4 protein-coding genes are annotated in these 22,982 nt (G+C 64.7%); all 4 read left to right on the plus strand.

What is annotated here, in order from left to right; genetic code table 11:
• Nucleotides 1-131: 131 nt before the first annotated feature.
• The 4 genes from DL519_RS00045 to DL519_RS00060 all read left to right on the plus strand — a co-directional run bounded on the left by DL519_RS00045 (nucleotide 132) and on the right by DL519_RS00060 (nucleotide 22,864).
• Nucleotides 132-16,613, plus strand: a complete 16,482-nt coding sequence (locus DL519_RS00045) for a WXG100-like domain-containing protein (RefSeq protein WP_190824588.1) — start codon at nucleotides 132-134, stop codon at nucleotides 16,611-16,613.
• Nucleotides 16,610-21,055 (plus strand): coiled-coil domain-containing protein, encoded by a 4,446-nt coding sequence (locus DL519_RS45215; protein WP_223838274.1) that lies wholly within the window; start codon nucleotides 16,610-16,612, stop codon nucleotides 21,053-21,055. The genes DL519_RS00045 and DL519_RS45215 overlap by 4 nt, the downstream gene beginning before the upstream one ends.
• 42 nt (nucleotides 21,056-21,097) lie before the next feature.
• Nucleotides 21,098-22,090, plus strand: coding sequence for a hypothetical protein (locus tag DL519_RS00055; RefSeq protein WP_223838275.1), 993 nt, complete (start codon nucleotides 21,098-21,100; stop codon nucleotides 22,088-22,090).
• A gap of 480 nt (nucleotides 22,091-22,570) precedes the next feature.
• Entirely contained in the window at nucleotides 22,571-22,864 is a 294-nt protein-coding gene (locus tag DL519_RS00060) for a hypothetical protein (protein ID WP_190812355.1), read from the plus strand.
• Nucleotides 22,865-22,982 lie beyond the last annotated feature (118 nt).

A 22,982-nucleotide genomic window follows, 5' to 3' on the forward strand; every position in this document is an offset into this window, starting at 1 on the left:
GGGTGCCGGGCGGCTGAGGTTGCCCGGCTATCGGGTTTTTGTGCGTCACCGCGCCGGTGGTTCCAAGGGCTGATTCCCGCATACATCGTTGCTGCCATGTGTTGTGGCGGTGTTGGGGTTGGGTGGTTGTGATGTTTTCGTCGATCATGGTGCCGGAGGAGGTGCGGCGGCTTTTTCAGGTGTTGACGGGTGAGGATATGACGGATGCGGATGAGGGTGGGTTGTTCGCGGTGGCGGATGCGTTGGAGTCGGGTGCGGTGGGGGTGGGTGAGGTAGGGGGTTTTGTGGCGGAGTTGGTGGGGAAGGTGCGGACGGAGTTTTCGGGGAAGGCGGCGGACCGGTTCGCCGGGGGTTTGGAGATTTTCGATGGGTTGCTGGCCTCGGGTGAGGGGGCGTTGCGGGAGTTGGCGGTGTTCGTGCGGGATCTGGCGCGGCAGGTGCGGTATTTGAAGTTGGTGACGATTTATGGTTTGGAATTGTTGTTGTTGGAGATGGCGTGGGCGGTGTATTGGGCGGGGGCGACCGGTGGCGCGTCGATGGCGTGGCTGGCGGCGCGGATGGCGGTGATGCGGATGTTGTTGTCGCGGTGGTGGGGCCAGTTGTTCATGCGGTTGGCGATGGCGGCGGCCGGTGGTGTGGCGTTCAACGTGCTGCCGGATCTGCAGGCCCAGTTGCAGATGCTGGGTGAGAAGTCCAGCGAGAAGTGGGATGGGAAGCTGACGGAGCAGGCGGCGGGAATGGGGGCGTTCTCGGCGTTGGTGTTGCTGCCGTTGTCGGCGCTGGGCGGTCTGGTGAGCAACGCGTTGACGAAGGTGCTGGTGCGGGGGCTGGGCGATGAGGTGGACGAGAAGATTCTGGAGGCGGCGGTGAAGAAGGCGGTGGCCGAGCATGCGGAGTTGTATCCGGTGTCGGCGATGGCGCGCTTCGCGGATGTGGTGGGGGAGCATTTGGATTTTTATGCGGGGATGTCGGTGCGGGGCATGTGGTCGGCGCGGTTCGGCGAGTGGGTCGGGGAGGCGTTGGAGAACGCGTTGTCGGAGTTGTTCGGGGAGGTGGGGTATCTGGCGGCCACGGGCCAGGAAGTGACCTGGAACCCGTTCTCGGTGACGGCGGGCTTCTTCGAGTCGGTGTTCTCCGGTGTGGGGAATCTGGCGGGTTTGGCGTGGCGGGGCAAGCTGCACCCGGATGGCCCGAGCCCGTACCTCGAGGGCACCGGCCGGCGTGAGGGCACCACCACCACCGATGGTGGCGGGTTCGACGAGGAGAAGACCCCGCTGCTGGGGATAGGGTCCGGGTCGCAGACAGGGGATATCCCTGGCTCCCCGGGCAAGGACAACACGTTCGATGCCTCGGATGCCTCGGATGCCTCGGATGCCTCGGATGCCTCGGATGCCTCGGATGGCTCGGATGTGTCTGATGTGGACCCTGTTTTCCCGGTCAGGCCGGTGGATTCAGCTGCGGTGTCGGTGTCCTCTGGTGATGACCTGGTGGTGTCCGGTTCCCCTCCGGTGTCTGCTGTTGTGGGCGGCACGGACGGTAAGAGGGGTGCCGATGGCAGTGTGCCGGGCGAGAAGTCGGCTCGTGGTGTTCCGGTGGTGCCCGGTTCCGGGCAGGACCGGCCGGGGACGCCGCTGCCAGTGTATTCCGATGGGGTAGTGGGTTCCGGGCAGGATCGATCGGTGACGCCGCCGCCGGCGTACCGTCCGGTTGCCGGTGGCGATCCGGTGCCCGGAGGGCATGGTGTGGATGTGCCGGGGAACCGGCCGCTGGAGGTGCTTACCTCGCAGACACCGGACTCACCGGCGGTGACCCCACATGCTTCTGGTGTGCCCGCGGATGCCGCGTTGCCGGAGACTGTCAGGTCCGGGTCTGTCGTGGACTCCGGCAGTGGTGTGCCCGCGGGGCAGCCGACGTCGCCGAATGGGATGCCCGGCCACGATGGGGATTCCCATGTGGACTTGGTTGCGGCGCATGGGGATTCGCATCGTGTGGATGGGGCTGCGGTGTCGCCGGATTCGGCGATGGTGCCGGTGGAGGGGTCGCAGGCGGTGCCGTATCTGCGGCAGGATCCGGCGGCGGTGCTGCCTGTGGGGTTGCCGGTGGACACGGTGCGGGTGCCGGTGCCCGCGGATGTGGTTGCTGGTGGCGGGTTGGTGGAGTTCGTGCGGGGCGGTGTGGCGGATTCAACGGGCGGGCCTGTGCTGCTGGTGTCCCCAGGCAATTCGACTGCGGGTGTGGTGGTATCGCCTGGTCAGGGTTCGGCCCTGGCGCAGGGTATGGGGCGTGATGTTGTCGCGATGACGCCGGGACAGGGCGGGCGCACACCGCAGTGGACGGTATTCGGTGCGGATGGATCGGCTAGGCCGCTGGCCGGGCCCGGTGCTCCGGTGCCGGCCGGGGGGCGTGGGGGCGTGGCCGGTCTGGCGGACGCCACGACTGCTGTTCCGGATTCCGGTCAGCAGGCAGTGGCCCCGGATGAGACACCGGCTGTCCAGACGGCATCTGCCCAGGCGAGGTCGGTGGCCGGGGAGGTACAGCCCGCGGTGACCACCACACACGATGTCGGGGCGGGCACGATGCGGGATTCCGGTGGGATACCGGTGGGGCAGTGGTCGCCGTCGGATTTGCGCCGCGAGATCGACCGGGCGAAGAAGCTGGACTGGTCCCGCGACAACAAGGACGCGGCGCGGCGGATTGTGCAGGGCACGCATGACCCCCGGAAGTTGCGTCGGAATGCCGACGTGTCGGTGAACGATGTGGTGGCGCTGGTCGCGGCCAAGCACCACGAACTCGGCGGGGATCACCAGGACCAGGTGGTGGAGTTTCCCCAGGCGCTGGCCGAAAAGCTGGGTACGCGGGGCAGCGGGCTGGCCATCCACGCCGGCGCCGGGCCGGTGGATCAGGCGGGGCGCTCAGGGGAGTCTTCTGCGGCGGGTTGGAGTTCGGGCCAAAGCGGCGGGCCTTCAGAGCCACATGCTGCGGTGCCGGTGGATGAAGCCGAGGGTGGTGCCGAGCACCAGCCCGTCGCGGAGTCTGTTGTGGATGGTGGTGGTGCTGCCTGGTCGGGCGGCGACGTTGTTTCGCAGGATGGTGTCGCTGTCGGTGTGACGGAGGGGCAGCGGGCCGACGGTGAATCCGTCGAGCGGACAGTGGACAGTTCGATGAACCCTGATCCGTTGGTGCAGAGCTTGCGGGAGTCCTACGGGGTTGCGCAGCGGGAGTTGGAGGAGGCTCGACAGGACCGCCAGCAGGATGTGGACGAGGCGTTTGCGCGCGCGGACAGCATTTTAGGCTCGACGATTCGGGAGTACCAGGTGGCTCGGGTGCTGATGGCGCACCAGTACCTGAATTTCCCGAATGATCGAGATGCTGCGTTGCGACTGCGTGCACAGTTGCAGCGCCAAATGAGCCGGCTGACGCAGATAAGTGCGGGTGCGGGTCCGGAGCCAGGTGCGGTTCCGGGACTGGAGGGTCAGGCAGCGGGGCGATCAGGGGAGTCTGCTGCGGCAGCCGAGTTGACGGCGTTGATCCGTGACGCGGACGCTGGGTTGCAGAGGATGCGCGATGATGGGCGGCCAGTTTACGTAGGCGGGGTGAATGTAGGCGTAGACGGTCTGATCGCTGATATGCGGGCGCGTGAGGAGCGCGTGGGAGTTTTTGGGGGCGATGACGGTCTCCGGAATGTGTTGGCTCATTACATGTTGAGTCATCCGGGAGATGGGGTCGGCACCCTGGAATTTGAGCAGAAACTTCGTGAGTTGGCGGTGCGGGACTGGAAAGAGCGGTATGACGGGGCCGTGGCGCAGTTGGATGAGTGGCGCAGGATTGCGGGTCCTTATGCTGTGGCCCGGTTGTTGGCTGATACGGACGGGATTTTGGGGCCATTGAAGGCGTCGAACCGGTTCGGGGTTGTGCTGGCGCAGTGGTTGGGTGAGCATTCGGGTAACTGGCGCGGTGCTCAGGCGGTGCGAGGGGAACTGGCTGGTTATCTGGCCGGTGACCCTGATATCGGCGTGGCGGTGAGTGGTTTGACTCGTGACGCGTTCGAGCAGGTGAGAGCGGAAGAGGAGCATTCGCAGGCAGATCGTGCTCAGAACCAGGCGGGGGATGCGGCAGCTGCTGCTCCGATGGTGCGCGGGGACCGTGATCCAGGTTTGAGGGTTATTTATCAGTTGGGCGAGGTAAAGGAGACGTTCGCGGATGCTGGTAGGGCACTGCGGCAGAAGGCCGTCGAACAAGGTCAAGCTGCGGTGGACCGTTGGTACGCTGCTGCGGACAAGATCTTGGGTCCCCTTAAGAAGTCGCGGCCCTTCCAAGATCTGATGGCACACGAGTTGATGACGATTCTGCAGGATGAGCAGCAGTTGCAGCAGTTGATGACGATTCTGCAGGATGAGCAGCAGTTGCAGCAGTTGATGACGATTCTGCGGGATGATCGGCAGTCGGAGCAGTCGGAGCAGTCGGAGCAGTCGGAGCAGTCGGAGCAGTCGGAGCAGTCGGAGCAGTCGGGGCAGTTGCGGGAGTTGCAGCAGTCGCCGCAGTTCCAGCAGTTGCGGAAGTCGCGGTGGAAACTGGTCCGTTACCTGGCTGGTGACATGAGTGGCGGCGCGGACACGAAAGCTGCCGACAACTTGCTTTCCGCTGCTCAGGTCGAGATTCCTGGAATCAGGGTATCTGAAGAGGTTCAGATGGCTAAGCTGCACGTGGCGATTGGCAAGGCGCTTACTGGTTTGACGGACGATGAGGTCGCCAAACTGGTGCTGCGAGAAGAGGCGCGGGAGGAGGTGCGGGGGAAGGCACTTCGCGGATATGACGCTAACAGGAGAGCTGTGGGAGCTCGGTTCAATAGGCATGACGGTTGGGGTGGAAAAATTATTGCGGATGTCAGGGGGCAGCTGACATCCGATTTGCAACATTCGGTGGATTCTCTGCGGCAGATTTTGGAGGATGTGGAGCCAAACGCTAACCTGCGGACCGAATATGAAGCCGAGATCGCGGAGTGGTTGCCTATTAATAGGCAGACGCGGCTCAAAGAGATCTGCAGCCGGGCACAGAAAGCTGCCGCTGCTGTTCAGGGGTTGCGGGAGCAGCGCCGAAATGACGCGAGGCGGAAATTGCGGGAGCTTCTCGCGACAGCGGACAGCGAGTTGCGGCAGTTGGAAGCTCAACACGGTCGAGGTGCTGTGGTCAACGTGTTGGCTGAGGTAGACCAGCACTTCGGGCGAATGCAGAATTCCTTGCGGAATGCGGTCGCGCATCGGCTGCTGACGAATGGAAATGATCAACCGGATGCTCGGGCGTTTCTGGAGCGACTGCGTCATCTGACGGTCATGGTGATGGCCGTGAGTGCGGGCGCAGGGCCGGAGCCGGGTGGGGACGGGCTGTCGCAGTCCGATGGCGATGCGCGCTCGGAGTCCACCGAGGTTGTGTCGGGTGATGCGGCGATCGATGACGCGGAGAGCGACTTCGATGAGGCCGAGTTCGAGAAGATGCGGGAAGGGTTGCTGGAGCGGCTTCGTCGTTTGGGCGAAGACGGGGAGCCGTCCGGGGGCACATTGCTTGCTGAGCAGTCTGTTGTGGACGGTGGCGCTGTCTTGGCGGGAGGCGACGTTGCTTCGCAGGATCAGGGTGGTGTGGTTGGTGTGACGGAGGGGTGGGGGGCCGAAGGTGATTCCGTCAAGCAGACCGTATCGGATAGCGATGTTCCCCACGTGGCGGTGCGGTCAAAGCAGGAAGCGTTGCCGGGCGAGGGCACAGTTTCAAGTGAAACTGTGGTCGCCAAAGAAGCGGCCGATGAGGGGGAGGGATCCACATCCACTGGTGAGAATGGTTCGCGTCGTCGTCAGGCTTGGCCTGGTGTGGGGACGGACAGGGATTATTCCGCTGGTGGTGGTGCCCGGTCGTCCTGGGGTTCGTCCAGTTCGGGGGCTGGTTCGGATTCTGATAGCGGTCGCTTGGTGGATCCGACTGATCGAACCGAGACCAACCTGACTGAGCTGTCCGAGCTGTCCGGTGGAACGGATCGGATCGAACGGCCAAGCGATTCGTCCAACGACAGCGAGCCGCTGAACCAACCGACGGATTCTCGGGTGCGGGTTGACGGTGTCGATGCCCGCCAGGACAGTTCTCGGTTGCGGGTTCCTGGTTATCTTCGCCGTAGCGATTCGTTGGGTCCGGCGCGGCAGATTGCCCAGACGGTGGGGGCGGATCGGGTCGTCGAGGCTGTGGAGGGTTTGGTGCCGGAGGGTACTGATCCGGTCGGTATCGACGAGGTGGAGTATGCCGTGCTCAATGAGATCGGCAGCTTGCTGGGTGGGGGCCTCCAGGAGTACCGCGAGGAGCGCTTCGGCGGTAGGGAGTTTGAGGTCGGTGGTGTGGCGGTGCGGGTGCAGGCCGAGTTCGACTTGAGGGGCAGCGAAGCGGTGGAGGGGAATGCTACCGAGCAGTCGGCGGCCTGGGCAGCGGATCATAAGGCGGGCGCGGCGAGTGGGTCGGGTCATCGGCCGCGCTTCCGGCAGTTGTTCTTTGTGCCTGCGGTGCCGGGTCTTTTCGCTTTGGGTGCTGTTGATGTGCCGACTGGTTTGGCCTCTCATCGTTCTACGAGCCGCACCGATACGCATAGTCGGTCGATGCGTATCGCGTTGCCGGAGCGTGCGACGCCGGGTGGTGACAGTGAATATGCGGGTGCGCGGTCGGTGTTCGTGCCGGTGACGTTCCGGGTTTCCCGGGTTGATGAGGATGGGCACAGCATTGGTCCTGTCACGGTCGTCGGTGGGCGTGATCGTCCTGACACCGACCCGGTGGGCACCACGTTGAGTGTGCCCACGGGTTTGCAGCCGACTACGCGTGAACGTGTTGTGCCGACGCCGCGGGAGTTGCCTGCTTCGGTGCTGGAGGGGGCTACGTTCCGGGGGTCGACGCGTGGTCGGTATCGGGGCAAACCGTTGCGGGCGAAGACGAAGTCCGGGCAGCCGCCGCATATTTATGATCAGGTGGCGGCCCAGTTTGGGTCGCTGGACAAGGACTCGCGGAAAGCTCTGCGGAAGTTTCTGGGCCAGGGCAATGTCGAGCGGATGTTGCCGGATATGCGGGTGAGTGAGCAAGCAGCAGCCACCGATCGGGGCTGGGTTACGTTGGAGACGGCGCTGCGCTCGGGTAACCCGTTCAAGCGTTTGTTCTCAAGCCGTACCCAGGGTGTGCGGATGCGGGCGGTCTCCAGGCGGGTCGCTTATCTGGAGACGATCGACAACGCGCCGTGGGAGTCGGCTTTCGAGGGCGGCGCTGAAACGGTGAACGTTCACGGTTCGGGGCGTCAGGGTGAGGGTTCGGGGGCGGCGGGGCCTGGTGTGGATGTCGGGGTGGTCACCGCGGCGGCAGGGCCTTTTGTCGCGGCCGGTGCCGGTCGCAGCCATGACAAGGAGTTCGCGGCCTCGGGGAAGGCCGGCGACACCGTTGCCCGCAAGGTCCAGATCGTTCGTTATCGCACTGTTGACGACCTGCAGGTCAGCTTGCCGGGTCGGTCCCCGATCACGTTCCATGACGCCATTGATGGTGTGCACTGGACGCCGTCGGAGTCCGCGCGGGAGGCGGGTCTGCTGGGTGAGGACGGCCGGGCGCACCCGGATCGTGTGGCCGGCATCACGAGTGCGGCGTTGGAGTCCAGTGGTGCGGGGGCGAAGCTGGCCAGGATCCTTCGGGACTCGGCGCATAAGATTCCGGGGCATCACCGGTGGTCTTGGCGGGATACCGATCTCGTGGCCGATTTTGATGACCCGAAGCTGGGCAAGGGAATCTCGGGCAAGGCTGGGGAGCAGCTGGCGCGGGGTCATGAGATCGATGGTTCGCTGGCGGGTAGCCATTTGTCGTCACCGCGGGTGGTCGAGGACATGCTCACCGATCAGGCCGCGTCGGTCGAGATGGTCGAGCATGGTCGGGGACACGACTATCACGTGTCGTTGAAGGTGGCGGCGGAGGTGGTGGGCGAGGTCCGGGATTTGGGTGCGGTCGACGAGGCCGATGCTGGGGTGACGATGTCGGAATCGGAGTCCGCTAAGCAGAGTAGGGGCGTGACGTGGAGGGCCGGGGGTGGGTTTGTGGCCCGCGTCTACTCGGCGGTGGCCGGCCATTTCTCTCTTGTCACCAGCTACCACAAGTTCGGTTTCGACCGGAGCAAGTCCTCGCACGTGGGGGAGGACACCTCGTTGTCCTTCGGCGGGGATCGGGGCAAGGAGCCGGCCACGGGTGGTGTGGGCACGCAGCCGCGTAAGCGGCTGGCTTTCCGGGTGCGGTACACGGCGTCGGGGACGCATTGGCAGGAATGGAACCAGCTGGTCAAGGGTGTGACGATCGGCAGGCCGGGGATGCACACGCCGGCGGTTGACCCGTTGCCGATGGTGGATGCGTCGGCCCAGGCGGAGGGCCGGGATCCGGGTGTGGTGGAGACCGACATCGTTGTGGAGCTGCCTGCGTGGCAGGCCGATCAGCTCAAGGCCGAGTTGGAGGAGTTGCGTGCCGCTGCCGTGGAACCCGTTGAGCGGACTGTGGTGTCTTATGATGATGAGACGATGCGGCAGGATCTGTCCCGGGTTTTCGATGGTATGCCGGTGGTGTCCCTGCATGGTTTGAAACATCTTCGGGAATCGGCGTACCGGCAGCTCAGGGAACTTTCCGGGCACCGGGTGTGGGAGCTCGGCGGTAACGCGAACCTGATCGATCGCGGGATCTCGCTTCATGAGGTGCGGGCGACTCCGCGTGCTTTCAGTAAGAAGTTCCGGGTGGATGGGTTGTTGTCGGAGAAGCGCCGCCGGGATCAGCATGGTGTGGTCGAGTATTCGTTCATGCCGCGCAATCCCGAGCCGGTGCTGGATGGTGAGGGTAATCCGGTCAGGATCTGGGAGCAGCCGACGCGGTCGGTGACCGGTGGCCGCGCCACGGGCAGCAGTAAGTCCGGGACTTTCTTCTGGTTGAATTCAATCGAGCCCGTGATGGTCCCGGTGGATGAACACACTGGCGTCATAGCGGGTTCCGTGCTCCAGGAGTGGGTCCCGGGGGCGGGTAGCTACCGGCGGGAACGGGGACATGCGAGTGACAGCGCCCTCACCCGGTCGGAGATGGGTACACCGCGGGAACTCCACCTGGTCACGGTGGACCTCGAGGCTACCGTCGGCGCCGAGGTGAAGACCGTGGGCAAGATCGACAAAATCGGGTTGTTCAAGGGCAAGCCGCTCGCCCGTTCCGCCGAGCGGTTCACGCTGCCTGCGTCGACGACGGTGTGGGTGGACGACCGGCAACTGCAGGAGATCAAGACCAGGCAGGCCGAGTTCGAGGCGCAGCGAGCACACGAAGTGGCGATGCCCACCGAAGCGAATGAGCCGCCCACGGGCGTGGCGAATGAGCCGCCCACAGGCGTGGCGGAGAAGCCGCCCACGGGCGTGGCGGGGGGTTTGTCTAGGGATGTGGCGGAGGGTTCGGCGGGGGGTTTGTCTAGCGATGTGGTGAGGGTTCCTTCTGGGCATAGGCTGGCTTCTCCGTCGTGGAGTCGGGGGGTTATCGAGCCGGTGGATTTGAGTGACCGGATTCGGGTGTTGCGCAAGCAGATTTCCGAGCGGCCCGGACTTGGTCCTGATGCGGCTGACTGGTTGCTGCCGGTTTCCGCGCAGGGCACGCCTTTGGGCAACGACCGTACGGCTGAGCAGTTTTTGTCCAATGTGCAGGCCAAGCTCGGTGATCTCGCGAATGGGGGGGCCAGCACACAGCTGCGGTGGGAAGGCCGCTGGAAGGGGCACACTTACGAACTTCATGTGGGCGCTGAGCTTTTGGGTGAGCCGGAGGTGGAAGGGATCAAGCACGGTGGGCTTGCGGCGGCCAGTGTGGCGTCTATCGCCGTAAACAAGATCCGTAGCCTCACCGGGGTGTTCCTCGAAGTGATGTCGGGCGCGATCCCGGGTGTGGTGATGCACGGGTCCGATTCCCCGGGTGGAGTCGGGTCGGTGGGTGGTGAGTCGATTCCGCAGCATGGGCCGCCTTATGGCAGGTTGGGCTTGGGGTTCATCCACGTCGCCGAGTGGCTGAAGCAGGTCCGTAGTCGTACGCAGACTGCGACTACGAGTTATTCGAGTTCGGAGACGGTTTCGGGTGCGTTGGCTTCGCATCGTGCGGAGGTGCTTTTCGATGTGCGTATCGAGCGTCAGGGGGAGCGGATCGCCGCGGCCCCGGACGTTCGCATGGTCGGGGTGAGCACGGCGGTGGAGGACACTCTGCCCGAGGATTTGGCTCAGCGGTCTGGTGTGGCTGAGATTACTGGTCTGACGGTGTCGCAGGTGACGGACGAGGCCATCCAGGGCTGGAAGTCTGATCAGGACGCTGAGGTTTTGCCCAGTGCCGAGGAGTTCCGGGCGGTGGAGTTCCGGGGGCGTGCCGGGGATCTGGTCGCCGCGGCGGAGGAAGCGATCACTTCGGCGGGGGGTTCGGTGACGGCGGAGGCGCGGCGGAGCTTGCGGGCGTGGTTCACCCCGCATCGTGTGGAGGCGCTGCTGGGCCCGTTGACGGATCCGAAACCCAAGACTGTGCCGGTGGAGTTGCCGCCTGGGCTGGGTGTGAACCTTGATCTGGATGTGAAGATTCCGGATCGGGGTGCGCTTTCCTCGACGAGTGGGCGAATCAAGCTGGATGGTTCGTCGAGTGATCGTTCAGCGGAGGAGAAGGAGACCGGTTCGGGTAGCGGGCATGCGGTGTTCGGTGCACCGTTTTTCGCTGGGGGTGTGTCGCATCCTGAGGGTGCGAAGACTTACGAGGAGGGCCGTCACGAGTTCGGTCAGGGTGGTGACTGGAACATTCCGCTCATCTCCCGTGGCGGGCACGAATCCGAAACCGAACACCACACGAAATCCGAGACGGTCCGCGAATCGATTCCCAGCGAGGGTGCGGGTTCGTCGTTGAAGGACATCACCAGTACCTGGCTGCACGGCGCGGAGTTCCGCATGCTGGCTACTCCGGCTGAGCACAGCATCGGTAAGCGGCGGGCCGGTGTCAGTGCCAAGTTCGGGGCGGGTTATGTGATCCGCCGTAGCGATCGTGGTGGGGAGTTGCCGGCGGGGTTGGTGGCCGCGACGAGGGAGTTCGCTGAGCGGGACCGGGAATGGGCTTCCGCGAGTGACCGGCAACGCGCCGCGGGTTTCGAGTTGTCGCAGGCCACGCAGGCTGAAGCGCGGGCTGATGGTGGGGAGCGGCTGGCTGCGGCGGATCGTAGGGAGAGGGCGCAGCAGGTTTGGGACGAGGCGGATACGCGTGCACGGGACGCGGAAGAGAAGTGGTGGCAGGCCAAGCGGCATTACGAGACGCAACTTGCCCATGCCCGTACCGATCCCGCGCTGGCGGGTGCTCCCAGTGATGCGAGCCTGACCATCCGGGAGGATGCCCGGGTGCGGCCAGATAACCGTCTGGGCTTGTATCGGGTGGCGCAGAAGGCCGTCGCTGCGGTGCGGGAGGGACGCCGGCCCCGTGTCCGTTACGTTGTGCGTGGCGATCTTGGTAGTAAGCCCGGTGGTATGTCGCAGGCCGGGCATGATTTCTCTTTGGTCGCGCATGATCTGCGTCGCATGCTTGACCTTGAGCAGAGTGATATTCTCCGTGGTGCTCGTTTCGGGGTCGGTGATGTCGGGTTGGTGGCAGCGCCGCAGTTCTTGCATGCCGGGGGACCGACGCGGGTGGAGATCTGGGTCGAGCCGGGTCCGGTCGTGCGTGATCCCGCGGTATCCGGGGTGAGTCCGGACGGTCTTGGGTGGACGCGTGAGGACTTGCGGGGTGAGGCGGAGCGGTCGAGGCCGGTGTTCAGCAAGCTTGGTGCGCTGGAGCAAGAGTGGTTGCGGTGGCAGGCGGGGCAGTCGGCTCCGGCGGAGGAGAAGGAAGAGCTGGCGGCGCTCCAGCAGAAGGCGGCGGACCGGAAGCAGAGAAGGGCGAGAAATCAGGCGAAGTATCGCAAGGGGTTGATGGACGCAGCTGACCGGGTTGCGGAGATGGAGGAGTTGGCGAGGCCGCTGACTGAGGGGCAGGCGGCGGAGCTGGCGAGGCTCCAGCCGAAGGCGCAACAGGAGCAGAAAAGGAAGGAAAGGGAGAGGGGCGGCCGGGGGAGGATGAACGAGGCTGCCCGGGTTGCGGAGTTAAAGGGGAAGGGGCAGCTGGATTCGGAGGAGGAGAAAGAGCTGGCGGAGCTCGAGCCGAAGGTGGAGCAGTGGAAGCGGATGAACAGGGAGGGTGAAGCAGCGAGAAGGGCCACCGCCGCCGCCGAGATTGCGAAGTTGGAGAAGTTGGGGCGGCTGACTTCGGAGAAGCAGACTGAGCTCAATTTGCGGCGGGAAATAGCAACGTACACAAAGAAGAAAAGGAATCTGAAGAGACAAGAATTGATAAGGAGTAGAGCTGCTGAGGAGATCAAGGCGTTGGAGGCGTTGCCGGAGAGTATCGAGGTTGAGGACAGGCTGGAAATGTTGCGGGAACAGGTGTTTAGGTTGGCTGATGTTGCGGAGCCGTTGAAGGAGACGATGGGAAGGCTGGCGGAAAAGAAGAAGAAGCTCAATGGGCTGGGGCGGATTGCGGGTTTGGAGGCAAGTGGGCGGCAGGACGAGCAGGATGCAATGGAGCTGAGCGGGGTATCGGAGTCGGCTGGGGCTGGACGGGAAGCGTCGCCGGTTGGGAGCGTCGATCTCGATGAGCGGCTTGAGCAGGCGAATGCGGATTTGGGTGTGTCGCGGGATGCGGGTTCGGCGGAGCAGAGTGGGGCTGATCGGGACGCGTGGTCGGATGGGGGCGTTGATGTCGGTGCGTCGTTTGATGAGGTGGTGGGGGATTCAGGTGGGGAGGGGCGGGCTGCGGCATCCTCGTCGGTTTCGGGCGAGGATGGGCAGACGGGATTGGGGGCGTTGCAGGAGTCGGATGCGGCTGTGCAGGCGGAGTGGGGGGAGACGCAGGGGGGGTTGGGTGAGGTTGAGCAGGAGCAGGTGGGGAGTGCGACCCGCGATGGGGGGCAGGATTTGCGGGTTGCGCAGCTGCGGGAGTCGCTGGAGGACGCTGAGTCTGAATTGGCTTCGTTGAAGGCGTTGCCGCGTTGGGACGAGGTTTTGCGGGCGGAGTTGGCGACGTTGCCGATGTTCGATCAGGGTTTGCGGGGGCGCTGGGAGAAGGCGCAGCGGCGTATCGAGGGGTTGCAGGCGGAGTTGGCCGAGATGACGGATGACGCGTCGGGGACAGCGCCGGTGTGGGAGTGGTCGGACTCGGATGTGCGGGGGGAGATCGAGCGGGCGAGGCAGCTGGACTTGTTCCCGGAGGACAAGGACGCGGTGCGGCTGATTGTGCAGGGCACGCATGACATCCGGAGGCTGGCTGGTCGGGGTGCTGCCGTGTCGGTGGACGAGGTGGTGGCGTTGGTCGCGGCTAAGCGCCGTGAGCTCGGTGGTGATCACCGGGGCCAGGTGGTGGAGTTTTCCCGGTTGTTGGCGGAGCGGCTGGGCACGAACGCGGCGAAGGGCGGCAGCGGGCTGAGCATTCAGGCCGGGGCCGGGCCGGCGGATCAGGGCGGGCGTTTGGGGGAGTCCGCGGCGGGATCGGGTCGGCACACCAGCGGTGGGCCTTCACAGTCGGATGCTGCGGTGCCGGTGGATGACACCGCGGGCGGTGCCGGGGATCAGAGGGGGCCGGAGGAGCAGGCTGCGTCGACTGTGGTTGAGATTCGGGAGCGGATTGCGGCTTTGCAGGATGCGGTGGAGTTGCTTGAGGCGCGGAAGGCGGAGTTGGAGGCGGTGCAGGGGCGGGATGAGGATCGGCAGGCGTTGTGGGAGTCGGAGAGGGCTTTGCGTGCCGAGGTGGCGGTGTTGCAGGCTGAGTTGGCGAAGTTCGTGCCGGATGGGATTGCGAGGTTGGCTGAGCTGACGGGTCGGATGGAGCGGCATTTGGGGGCGATGCCGTCGGATTTCGATCCGAACGGTGTGCGTGCGAACGTCGAAACTGCGAAGAACATGGTGCGGCAGGGTCATTGGACTTCCGCGGATTTGCAGAATGTTGAGGAGAGTTTGCCTGGGGTGGAGGCGGCGGAGGGGAGGTTGCGCAATGCTCGCCGGGCGAAGGTGCGTGAGGTGTATGTGCGGGCGAAGCGGGCGATTGCGCAGGGGCAGGGGCGTGTTCCGGTCACTTATTTCGGGGACGGTGTGCCGGGTGGGGTGAGCTCTCGGTCGGATGTGCGTCTGGGGTTCGAGGTCGAGTTCAAGCTCCCGGGCGATGATTTCGATGCGCGGGTCGACAGTCTGGGGGCGGAGCTCGAACGAGAGGGGCTGGTGGATTGGCGGACCGCCCACGGCTCGAAGCTGGTCGATATGTTAGATGAGGATGCTGTCGAGGAGATTCTGCTTGACGGTAGGTGGGCGTTGATCGAGGAGGCGGAGCGTTTCGAGGTGGAGGCGACATCGCCGATCCTGCGTAATGACACTAAGCGGCCCATCAGGGAGCAGGTGTGGCCCAGTATGGAGAAGTTGCTGAGCGCGGTACAGCGGCAGGGCGGTTATGGCTCGGAGTCAGGGGGGCATATCAATGTCAGTTTTGACTGGCAGTTGACTCCTGTGCAGTACGTGCGTGTGGCGCAAATCGCGAAGGTCTTCGAGGCGGTGCTCTACCGGTTGGGTAACGTTGCAGGCGGCGACGAGTCGAAGCAACGCGACGTCACGTACGCTGGGCCGATTCCGCTTCCGTCGGATCCGTACACAGTGGACGGCACTGGTTCCGACGGGTACCGATCCCTTCCCAATCTGAGGGACAAGAATCGTGCGGTGCGTTTTGACGTCCTCGGATTTGAGGACGATCGGTTGGAGTTCCGGGTGTGGGCTGGGGACGCGGGTGAGCTGACCAAGAATCCCGGGTTGTGGCAGGTGCGGGCCGAGTTGAGCGCGGCGATGATGCTGGCCGGTACCGATTCGGCGATCTACCGGGAGCTGGATCGGTTGATGGGTGATCCGGATCTGCTGGGTTATGACGACCAGACCAGGGACGAGGGGGCCTGGCTGGAGAAGCTGGCGGAGTTCCTGGAGTTGTTGCCGCTGAGCGAGGCCGCGCAGGTGCAGGTGGTGCAGCTTTTCGCCTGGACACGCCCGTGGAAGCTCAGCGATATCGAAGAAGGCTACCCGGCGCTGATCGTGAGCCTGCCCCAACAGTCGGTGTTGGTCCCGGCCCCAGGTGCTTCGAAGGCGCAGGTCGTCGCCCAGGCGTACTCGTACCAGTTGTACAAGGACGCGAGCCTCGTCGTGGCCCGGATGACGTCAGACCGTTCCGGGATTCGCCTCCGGAATGGGCAGGCGATCGATTTTGCGGAGTTCGCCCGCTTACTCGAGATTAACAAGGTCGGACACGGATGGTACGACGAAGAAATGTGGACTTTGCTGGCGATTCCCCGCGCCTCCGATGCGCTGCTGTCAGAGGTGCTGAGGGTCGTTAACGGGCCGGTATTGGCGACTAAGTCGGACGTGTACAGAACCCCGGACGGGCGTCTGCTTGCCGGCGATTACGAACGGCAAAGCGATGGTCGCGTTCAATTCCGTCCCGCCAGAGAGGGGTGGATCGAAGTCACCAACAACGAAGACGAGCCCGGCCGGGTTACCGGTAAGTTTGATCTGGGCGAGGCGTTGATGGTTTCCAGAACCGGACTTTTGCCCGACAATCCTGCTGAGGTTTATCGGTACTGGCCCGCACGCGCGGTGCCCGTGCCTGTGGGGTTGCCGGTGGACACGGTGCGGGTGGCGGTGCCGGCGGATGTGGTTGCTGGTGGCGGGTTGGCGGAGTTCGTGCGGGGCGGTGTGGCGGGTTCTACGGGTGGGCTGGTGGTGTTGGTGTCTCAAGGCAATTCGAATGTGGGTGTGGTGGTGTCGCCGGGTCAGGGGTCGGATCTGGCGCGGGGTCTGGGGCGTGTGGTGGTCGCGTTGACGCCGGGGCCGGGCGGGGGCACGCCACAGTGGACGGTGTTCGCGGCGGATGGTTCGGCTAGGCCGGTGACCGGGCCCGGTGCCCCGGTGCCGGCCGGGGGGCGTGCTGGCTTGGCCGGTCTGGCGGAGGCCTCGGCTGGTGTTCCGGCTGGTACGGCAGCGTCGGGCACAGCGCCGGTGCGGGAGTGGTCGGACGCGGATGTGCGGGGGGAGATCGAGCGGGCGAGGCAGGTGGACTTGTCCAGCGAGGAAAAGGACGCGGTGCGGCTGATTGTGCAGGGCACGCATGACCCCCGGAAGCTGGCTGGTCGGGGAGCTGCCGTGTCGGTGGACGATGTGGTGGCCTTGGTCGCGGCCAAGCGCCGTGAGCTCGGTGGTGATCACCGGGGCCAGGTGGTGGAGTTTTCCCGGTTGTTGGCGGAGCGGCTGGGCACGAACGCGGCGAAGGGCGGCAGCGGGCTGAGCATCCAGGCCGGGGCCGGGCCGGCGGATCAGGCGGGGCGTTCGGGGAATCCGCGGCGGGATCGGGTCGGCACACCAGCGGTGGGCCTTCACAGTCGGATGTTGCGGTGCCGGTGGATGACACCGCGGGCGGTGCCGCAGATCAGAGGGGCACGAAGGGCAGGAAGAGGACGAGGGGGGAGGCTGGCGTGAGTTCCCGGGCGTCCAAGCGGCGGAAGGCGGAAGCAACCGTTGCTGCTGGGATCGATTCCGGGAATCAAGGCGGCGAGGGCGATGGGTCCGCGCCGACCGATCAGGCAGCACAGGACGCGCGGATTGCGGAGCGGAAGCGGAAAAAGAAGGAAGAAAACGCGAGGCAGGTCCAGGCGAGAAAGGCTGACGTTGCCCGGGTTGCGGAGTTGAAGGGTAAGGGGCAACTGAATTCGAAGGAGAAGGAGGAGTTGGCGGAGCTCGAGCCGAAGGTGGAGCAGCGGAAGCGGAACAAGCAGGGAAAGAACGCGAGGCAGGCCCAGAAGAGAAAGAACTACGCTGCCCGGGTTGCGGAGTTGAAGGGGAAGGGGCAGCTGGATTCGGAGGAGAAGAAGGAGTTGGCGGAGCTCGAGCCGAAGGTGGAGCAGCGGAAGCAGCAACTGAGGGAATCTAACGCGAAGCGGTCCCAGGGGAAAAAGGCCGGCGTCGCCCGGGTTGCGGAGTTGAAGGGGAAGGGGCAGCTGGATTCGGAGGAGGAGAAAGAGCTGGCGGAGCTCGAGCCGAAGGAGGAGCAGTGGAAGCGGATGAACAGGGAGGGTCAAGCAGCGAGAAGGGCCACCGCCGCCGCCGAGATTGCGAAGTTGGAGAAGTTGGAGAAGTTGGGGCGGCTGACTTCGGAGAAGCAGACTGAGCTCAATTTGCGGCGGGAAATAGCAACGTACACAAAGAAGAAAAGGAATCTGCAGAAACAAGAATTGATAAGGAGTAGAGCTGCTGAGGAGATCAAGGCGTTGGAGGCGTTGCCGGAGAGTATCGAGGTTGAGGACAGGCTGGAAATGTTGCGGGAACAGGTGTTTAGGTTGGCTGATGTTGCGGAGCCGTTGAAGGAGACGATGGGAAGGCTGGCGGAAAAGAAGAAGAAGCTCAATGGGCTGGGGCGGATTGCGGGTTTGGAGGCAAGTGGGCGGCAGGACGAGCAGGATGCAATGGAGCTGAGCGGGGTATCGGAGTCGGCTGGGGCTGGACGGGAAGCGTCGCCGGTTGGGAGCGTCGATCTCGATGAGCGGCTTGAGCAGGCGAATGCGGATTTGGGTGTGTCGCGGGATGCGGGTTCGGCGGAGCAGAGTGGGGCTGATCGGGACGCGTGGTCGGATGGGGGCGTTGATGTCGGTGCGTCGTTTGATGAGGTGGTGGGGGATTCAGGTGGGGAGGGGCGGGCTGCGGCATCCTCGTCGGTTTCGGGCGAGGATGGGCAGACGGGATTGGGGGCGTTGCAGGAGTCGGATGCGGCTGTGCAGGCGGAGTGGGGGGAGACGCAGGGGGGGTTGGGTGAGGTTGAGCAGGAGCAGGTGGGGAGTGCGACCCGCGATGGGGGGCAGGATTTGCGGGTTGCGCAGCTGCGGGAGTCGCTGGAGGACGCTGAGTCTGAATTGGCTTCGTTGAAGGCGTTGCCGCGTTGGGACGAGGTTTTGCGGGCGGAGTTGGCGACGTTGCCGATGTTCGATCAGGGTTTGCGGGGGCGCTGGGAGAAGGCGCAGCGGCGTATCGAGGGGTTGCAGGCGGAGTTGGCCGAGATTGCGGATGACAAGCGGAGGCGCGAACAGGGAGGGGCGTCGCAGGATGCGGCTGTGCAGGCGGAGTGGGGGGAGACGCAGGGGGGGTTGGGTGAGGTTGAGCAGGAGCAGGTGGGGAGTGCGACCCGCGATGGGGGGCAGGATTTGCGGGTTGCGCAGCTGCGGGAGTCGCTGGAGGACGCTGAGTCTGAATTGGCTTCGTTGAAGGCGTTGCCGCGTTGGGACGAGGTTTTGCGGGCGGAGTTGGCGACGTTGCCGATGTTCGATCAGGGTTTGCGGGGGCGCTGGGAGAAGGCGCAGCGGCGTATCGAGGGGTTGCAGGCGGAGTTGGCCGAGATGACGGATGACGCGTCGGGGACAGCGCCGGTGTGGGAGTGGTCGGACTCGGATGTGCGGGGGGAGATCGAGCGGGCGAGGCAGCTGGACTTGTTCCCGGAGGACAAGGACGCGGTGCGGCTGATTGTGCAGGGCACGCATGACATCCGGAGGCTGGCTGGTCGGGGTGCTGCCGTGTCGGTGGACGAGGTGGTGGCGTTGGTCGCGGCTAAGCGCCGTGAGCTCGGTGGTGATCACCGGGGCCAGGTGGTGGAGTTTTCCCGGTTGTTGGCGGAGCGGCTGGGCACGAACGCGGCGAAGGGCGGCAGCGGGCTGAGCATTCAGGCCGGGGCCGGGCCGGCGGATCAGGGCGGGCGTTTGGGGGAGTCCGCGGCGGGATCGGGTCGGCACACCAGCGGTGGGCCTTCACAGTCGGATGCTGCGGTGCCGGTGGATGACACCGCGGGCGGTGCCGGGGATCAGAGGGGGCCGGAGGAGCAGGCTGCGTCGACTGTGGTTGAGATTCGGGAGCGGATTGCGGCTTTGCAGGATGCGGTGGAGTTGCTTGAGGCGCGGAAGGCGGAGTTGGAGGCGGTGCAGGGGCGGGATGAGGATCGGCAGGCGTTGTGGGAGTCGGAGAGGGCTTTGCGTGCCGAGGTGGCGGTGTTGCAGGCTGAGTTGGCGAAGTTCGTGCCGGATGGGATTGCGAGGTTGGCTGAGCTGACGGGTCGGATGGAGCGGCATTTGGGGGCGATGCCGTCGGATTTCGATCCGAACGGTGTGCGTGCGAACGTCGAAACTGCGAAGAACATGGTGCGGCAGGGTCATTGGACTTCCGCGGATTTGCAGAATGTTGAGGAGAGTTTGCCTGGGGTGGAGGCGGCGGAGGGGAGGTTGCGCAATGCTCGCCGGGCGAAGGTGCGTGAGGTGTATGTGCGGGCGAAGCGGGCGATTGCGCAGGGGCAGGGGCGTGTTCCGGTCACTTATTTCGGGGACGGTGTGCCGGGTGGGGTGAGCTCTCGGTCGGATGTGCGTCTGGGGTTCGAGGTCGAGTTCAAGCTCCCGGGCGATGATTTCGATGCGCGGGTCGACAGTCTGGGGGCGGAGCTCGAACGAGAGGGGCTGGTGGATTGGCAGACCGCCCACGGCTCGAAGCTGTTGCCTTACATGGAGGATTACGAGGAGATTCTGTTTGACGGTAAGTGGGCGTTGCAAGAGGAGGAGGAGCGTTTCGAGGTGGAGGCGACATCGCCGATCCTGCGTAATGACACTAAGCGGCCCGTCAGCGAGCAGGTGTGGCCCAGTATGGAGAAGTTGCTGAGCGCGATACAGCGGCAGGGCGGTTATGGCTCGGAGTCAGGGGGGCACATCAATGTCAGTTTCGACTGGCAGTTGACCCCTGTGCAGTACGTGCGTGTGGCGCAGGTCGCGAAGGTCTTCGAGGCGTTGCTTTTCCGGTTGGGTAACGTTGCAGGCGGCGACGAGTCGAAGCAACGTGACGTCACGTACGCTGGGCCGATTCCGCTTCCGTCGGATCCGTACGCGGTGGACGGCACCGGTGCCGACGGGTACGACTCCCTTCCCAACCCGGACGATAAGTATCGGGCGGTGCGTTTTGGAGCCGTTGGATTTGACAGCGATCGGCTTGAGTTCCGGGTGTGGGCTGGGGACGCGGGTGAGCTGACCGGGAATCCCGGGTTGTGGCAGGTGCGGGCCGAGTTGAGCGCGGCGATGATGCTGGCCGGTACCGATCCGGCGATCTACCGGGAGCTGGATCGGTTGATGGGTGATCCGGATCTGCTGGGTTATGACGACCAGAGCAGGGATGAGGGGGCCTGGCTGGAGAAGCTGGCGGAGTTCCTGGAGTTGTTGCCGCTGAGCGAGGCCGCGCAGGCGCAGACGGTGCAGCTTTTCGCCTGGACACGCCCGTGGAAGTTTACTGATCGCGTTAGCGACTACCCGGCGCTGATCGTGGGCCTGCCCCAACAGTCGGTGCTGTTCCCGGGACCGGATGCTTCGAAGGCGCAGATCGTCGCCAAGGCGTACTCGTACCAGTTGTACAAGGACACGAGCCTCGTCGTGGCCCGGATGACGTCAGACCGTTCCGGGATTCGCCTCCGGAATGGGGTGGTGATCGATTTTGAGCTGTTCGCCCGCTTCCTCGAGGCGTACAAGGTCGGAGACGGATGGTACGGCGAAGGAATGTGGACTTTGCTGGCGATTCCCCGCGCATCCGGTGCGCTGCTGTCAGCTGTGCTGAGGGTCGTTAAAGGGCCGGTATTGGCGACTAAGTCGGGCGTGTACAGAACCCCGGACGGGCGTCTGCTTGCCGGCGATTACGAACGGCAAGGCGATGGTAGCGTTCGATTCCGTCCCGCCGGATATGGGTGGATCGAGTTCATCAACAACGAAGACGATCCCAGCCAGGCTGAGCCCAGCCGGGTTACTTATAAGTATGATCTGGGCGAGGCGTTGATGGATTGCAGGACCAGACTTTTGCCCGACAATCCCGCGGAGGTTTATCCGTACTGGCCCGCACGTGGATCGGGGTCGTGATGTTTGATGAGCTGGGGGTGGTGCCCCATGGAAGGACGGAACGTGTCCGTTGGTGATGAGCGCGTGGTAGGCATGCATGATGTGTTGCTGGGGCTTGCCGGCCGGGTGTCGGATGAGTTTCTTGCGACGGCTCGGCAGCGGTTGGCGGAGGGCGCGATCGGCCAGGTTGCTGAGTCGGTGTGTCAGGAGTTGGCCGCTGGTGGTGTGGCGCTGTCCTTACGGCAGATGGGTGTACTGGCCGAGTTCTTGGCCGGCTCCGCGACCTCGATGTTCAGCCGTATCCCGATCGGTGATGAGCAGCGGGTTCTGGCGTGGCATTTCACCGGCACGCCAAGCGAGCCTGCGGGTGTCGATGGTGCGGGGGTGGCTGGGTTGGTGGCGGTGTTGTCGGATACCGCTGGTGTCCGGGGGTTGTGGTGTGCGTGGCGTGGCCCGGTCAGTGGTCAGGGGCCGTGGTTGCCGGTGTATGTGGTGGAGGCCGGAAGTGGTGTCGATCCGGTGGGGTTGACGGGTCGGCTTCAGCGGGCGCTGGTGGTGGCGGGTTCCGGTGTGCCGCGGGTGGAGGTGGTGGTGCCGGGTGGTGAGGTGCCGGTGTATCAGCGGGCGGCGCGGTCTTATGGCGGGTTGGTGTGGGCGGCGACTGAGCCTGTCGGGTTGAGCTTGGCGCGTGTCTTTGATGGTGTCGATGAGGCCGGGGAGCCGGTGTTCGAGGAGGATCATCCGCGGCTGCTTGATGTGGTGGAGCGGGACCGGGTGCTGGGCTATCTCCGTGCCGGCACTGTGATCCTGGATACGGATTCCACAATGGATGATGTGGTGGATCGGTCGCAGGGGTCTGTGGTGCCGGTGAGTTTCCGTTCCGATGGGGTGTGGATCTGGCCGGACATCGTCTGTTACTACCTGGAGCAGCACGGGTTGGCTCCCGACGAACAGTTGCTGGCCCACATCCACACCGCCGACCGCCTGCCTGCACCTCTGGATGCGGTAACCGTGCACCGTGTCCTGGAGTATCTGTCCGGCCCGCAGAATGTGTAGTCCTCGTCGTTGGGGGTGCGGCCGGGCGGTGTGTCGGAGGGACGTCCGTTCCGCCCGACCGCGCGGCTGGATGCCGCCGCGGGTGGGGGACGTCGCGGCATCGGGCTGGGTCTTCAGAGCGGGTGAAGGCGCTGGATGATTCGGTCTTTGAGTTCGTGGTCGATGCGGGCCCAGGCGGGCGACTCGGTGAACCGCCAGACGTGGTTGTCGGTGGTTGGGAGGGCTGCACCGAGGGGCTGTGCTGCGTGATCGGCGTGCCCGTTTCCCGGGAGTTCCGGATCGCGCCCTTCCTGAACTGTTGATCAAAACGTCGCTGTTCCGGCGCTATCACTGGCTGTCGGTGATGTCTCTAGGTATGAGGGAAGGCCGGTGGTCCGGGCGGGCAGGTTGTGCGTGACCTTCGGGTAAGCGGCTTGGAGGCTGGGTGTGGTGGGCTCATACTGCGCTGGAGATGGTTTGGCGGGTGAGGGGCGGAGCGGCATGAACGAGCTTGCGGAGCGGGCACGTGCCTGGTTACGCGACACCTATGGGCAGTGTGTGGTGTTGAGGGGTGAGGAGGCGATCCTCTCGACGGAGCAGGCTGCGTTCTTCGGTTGCCGCTATGTGGAGTCTGACGAGCCGATGTTGGCGGCGACGATCTGCGTGCCTCTGTATGGGGCGGAGCCGTTTCCGGCGTCTAATGGTGTTCAGCTTTTTGACCCGATGGATGGGCGTGCGCAGCCGCTTATCGAAACCGCACCGTTTGAGTTCCGGGTCATGCGCTTTGGCTCGTGAGTACGAATACGTGCTGCAGTTCCCCTTTCGCTCGCGAACATATCCCTGGTTTGGGTGCCGGGCGGCTGAGGTCGCCCGGCTATCGGGTTTTTGTGCGTCACCGCGCCGGTGGATCCAA

It is taken from the genome of Saccharopolyspora pogona (assembly GCF_014697215.1).
Lineage (GTDB): Bacteria > Actinomycetota > Actinomycetes > Mycobacteriales > Pseudonocardiaceae > Saccharopolyspora > Saccharopolyspora hattusasensis.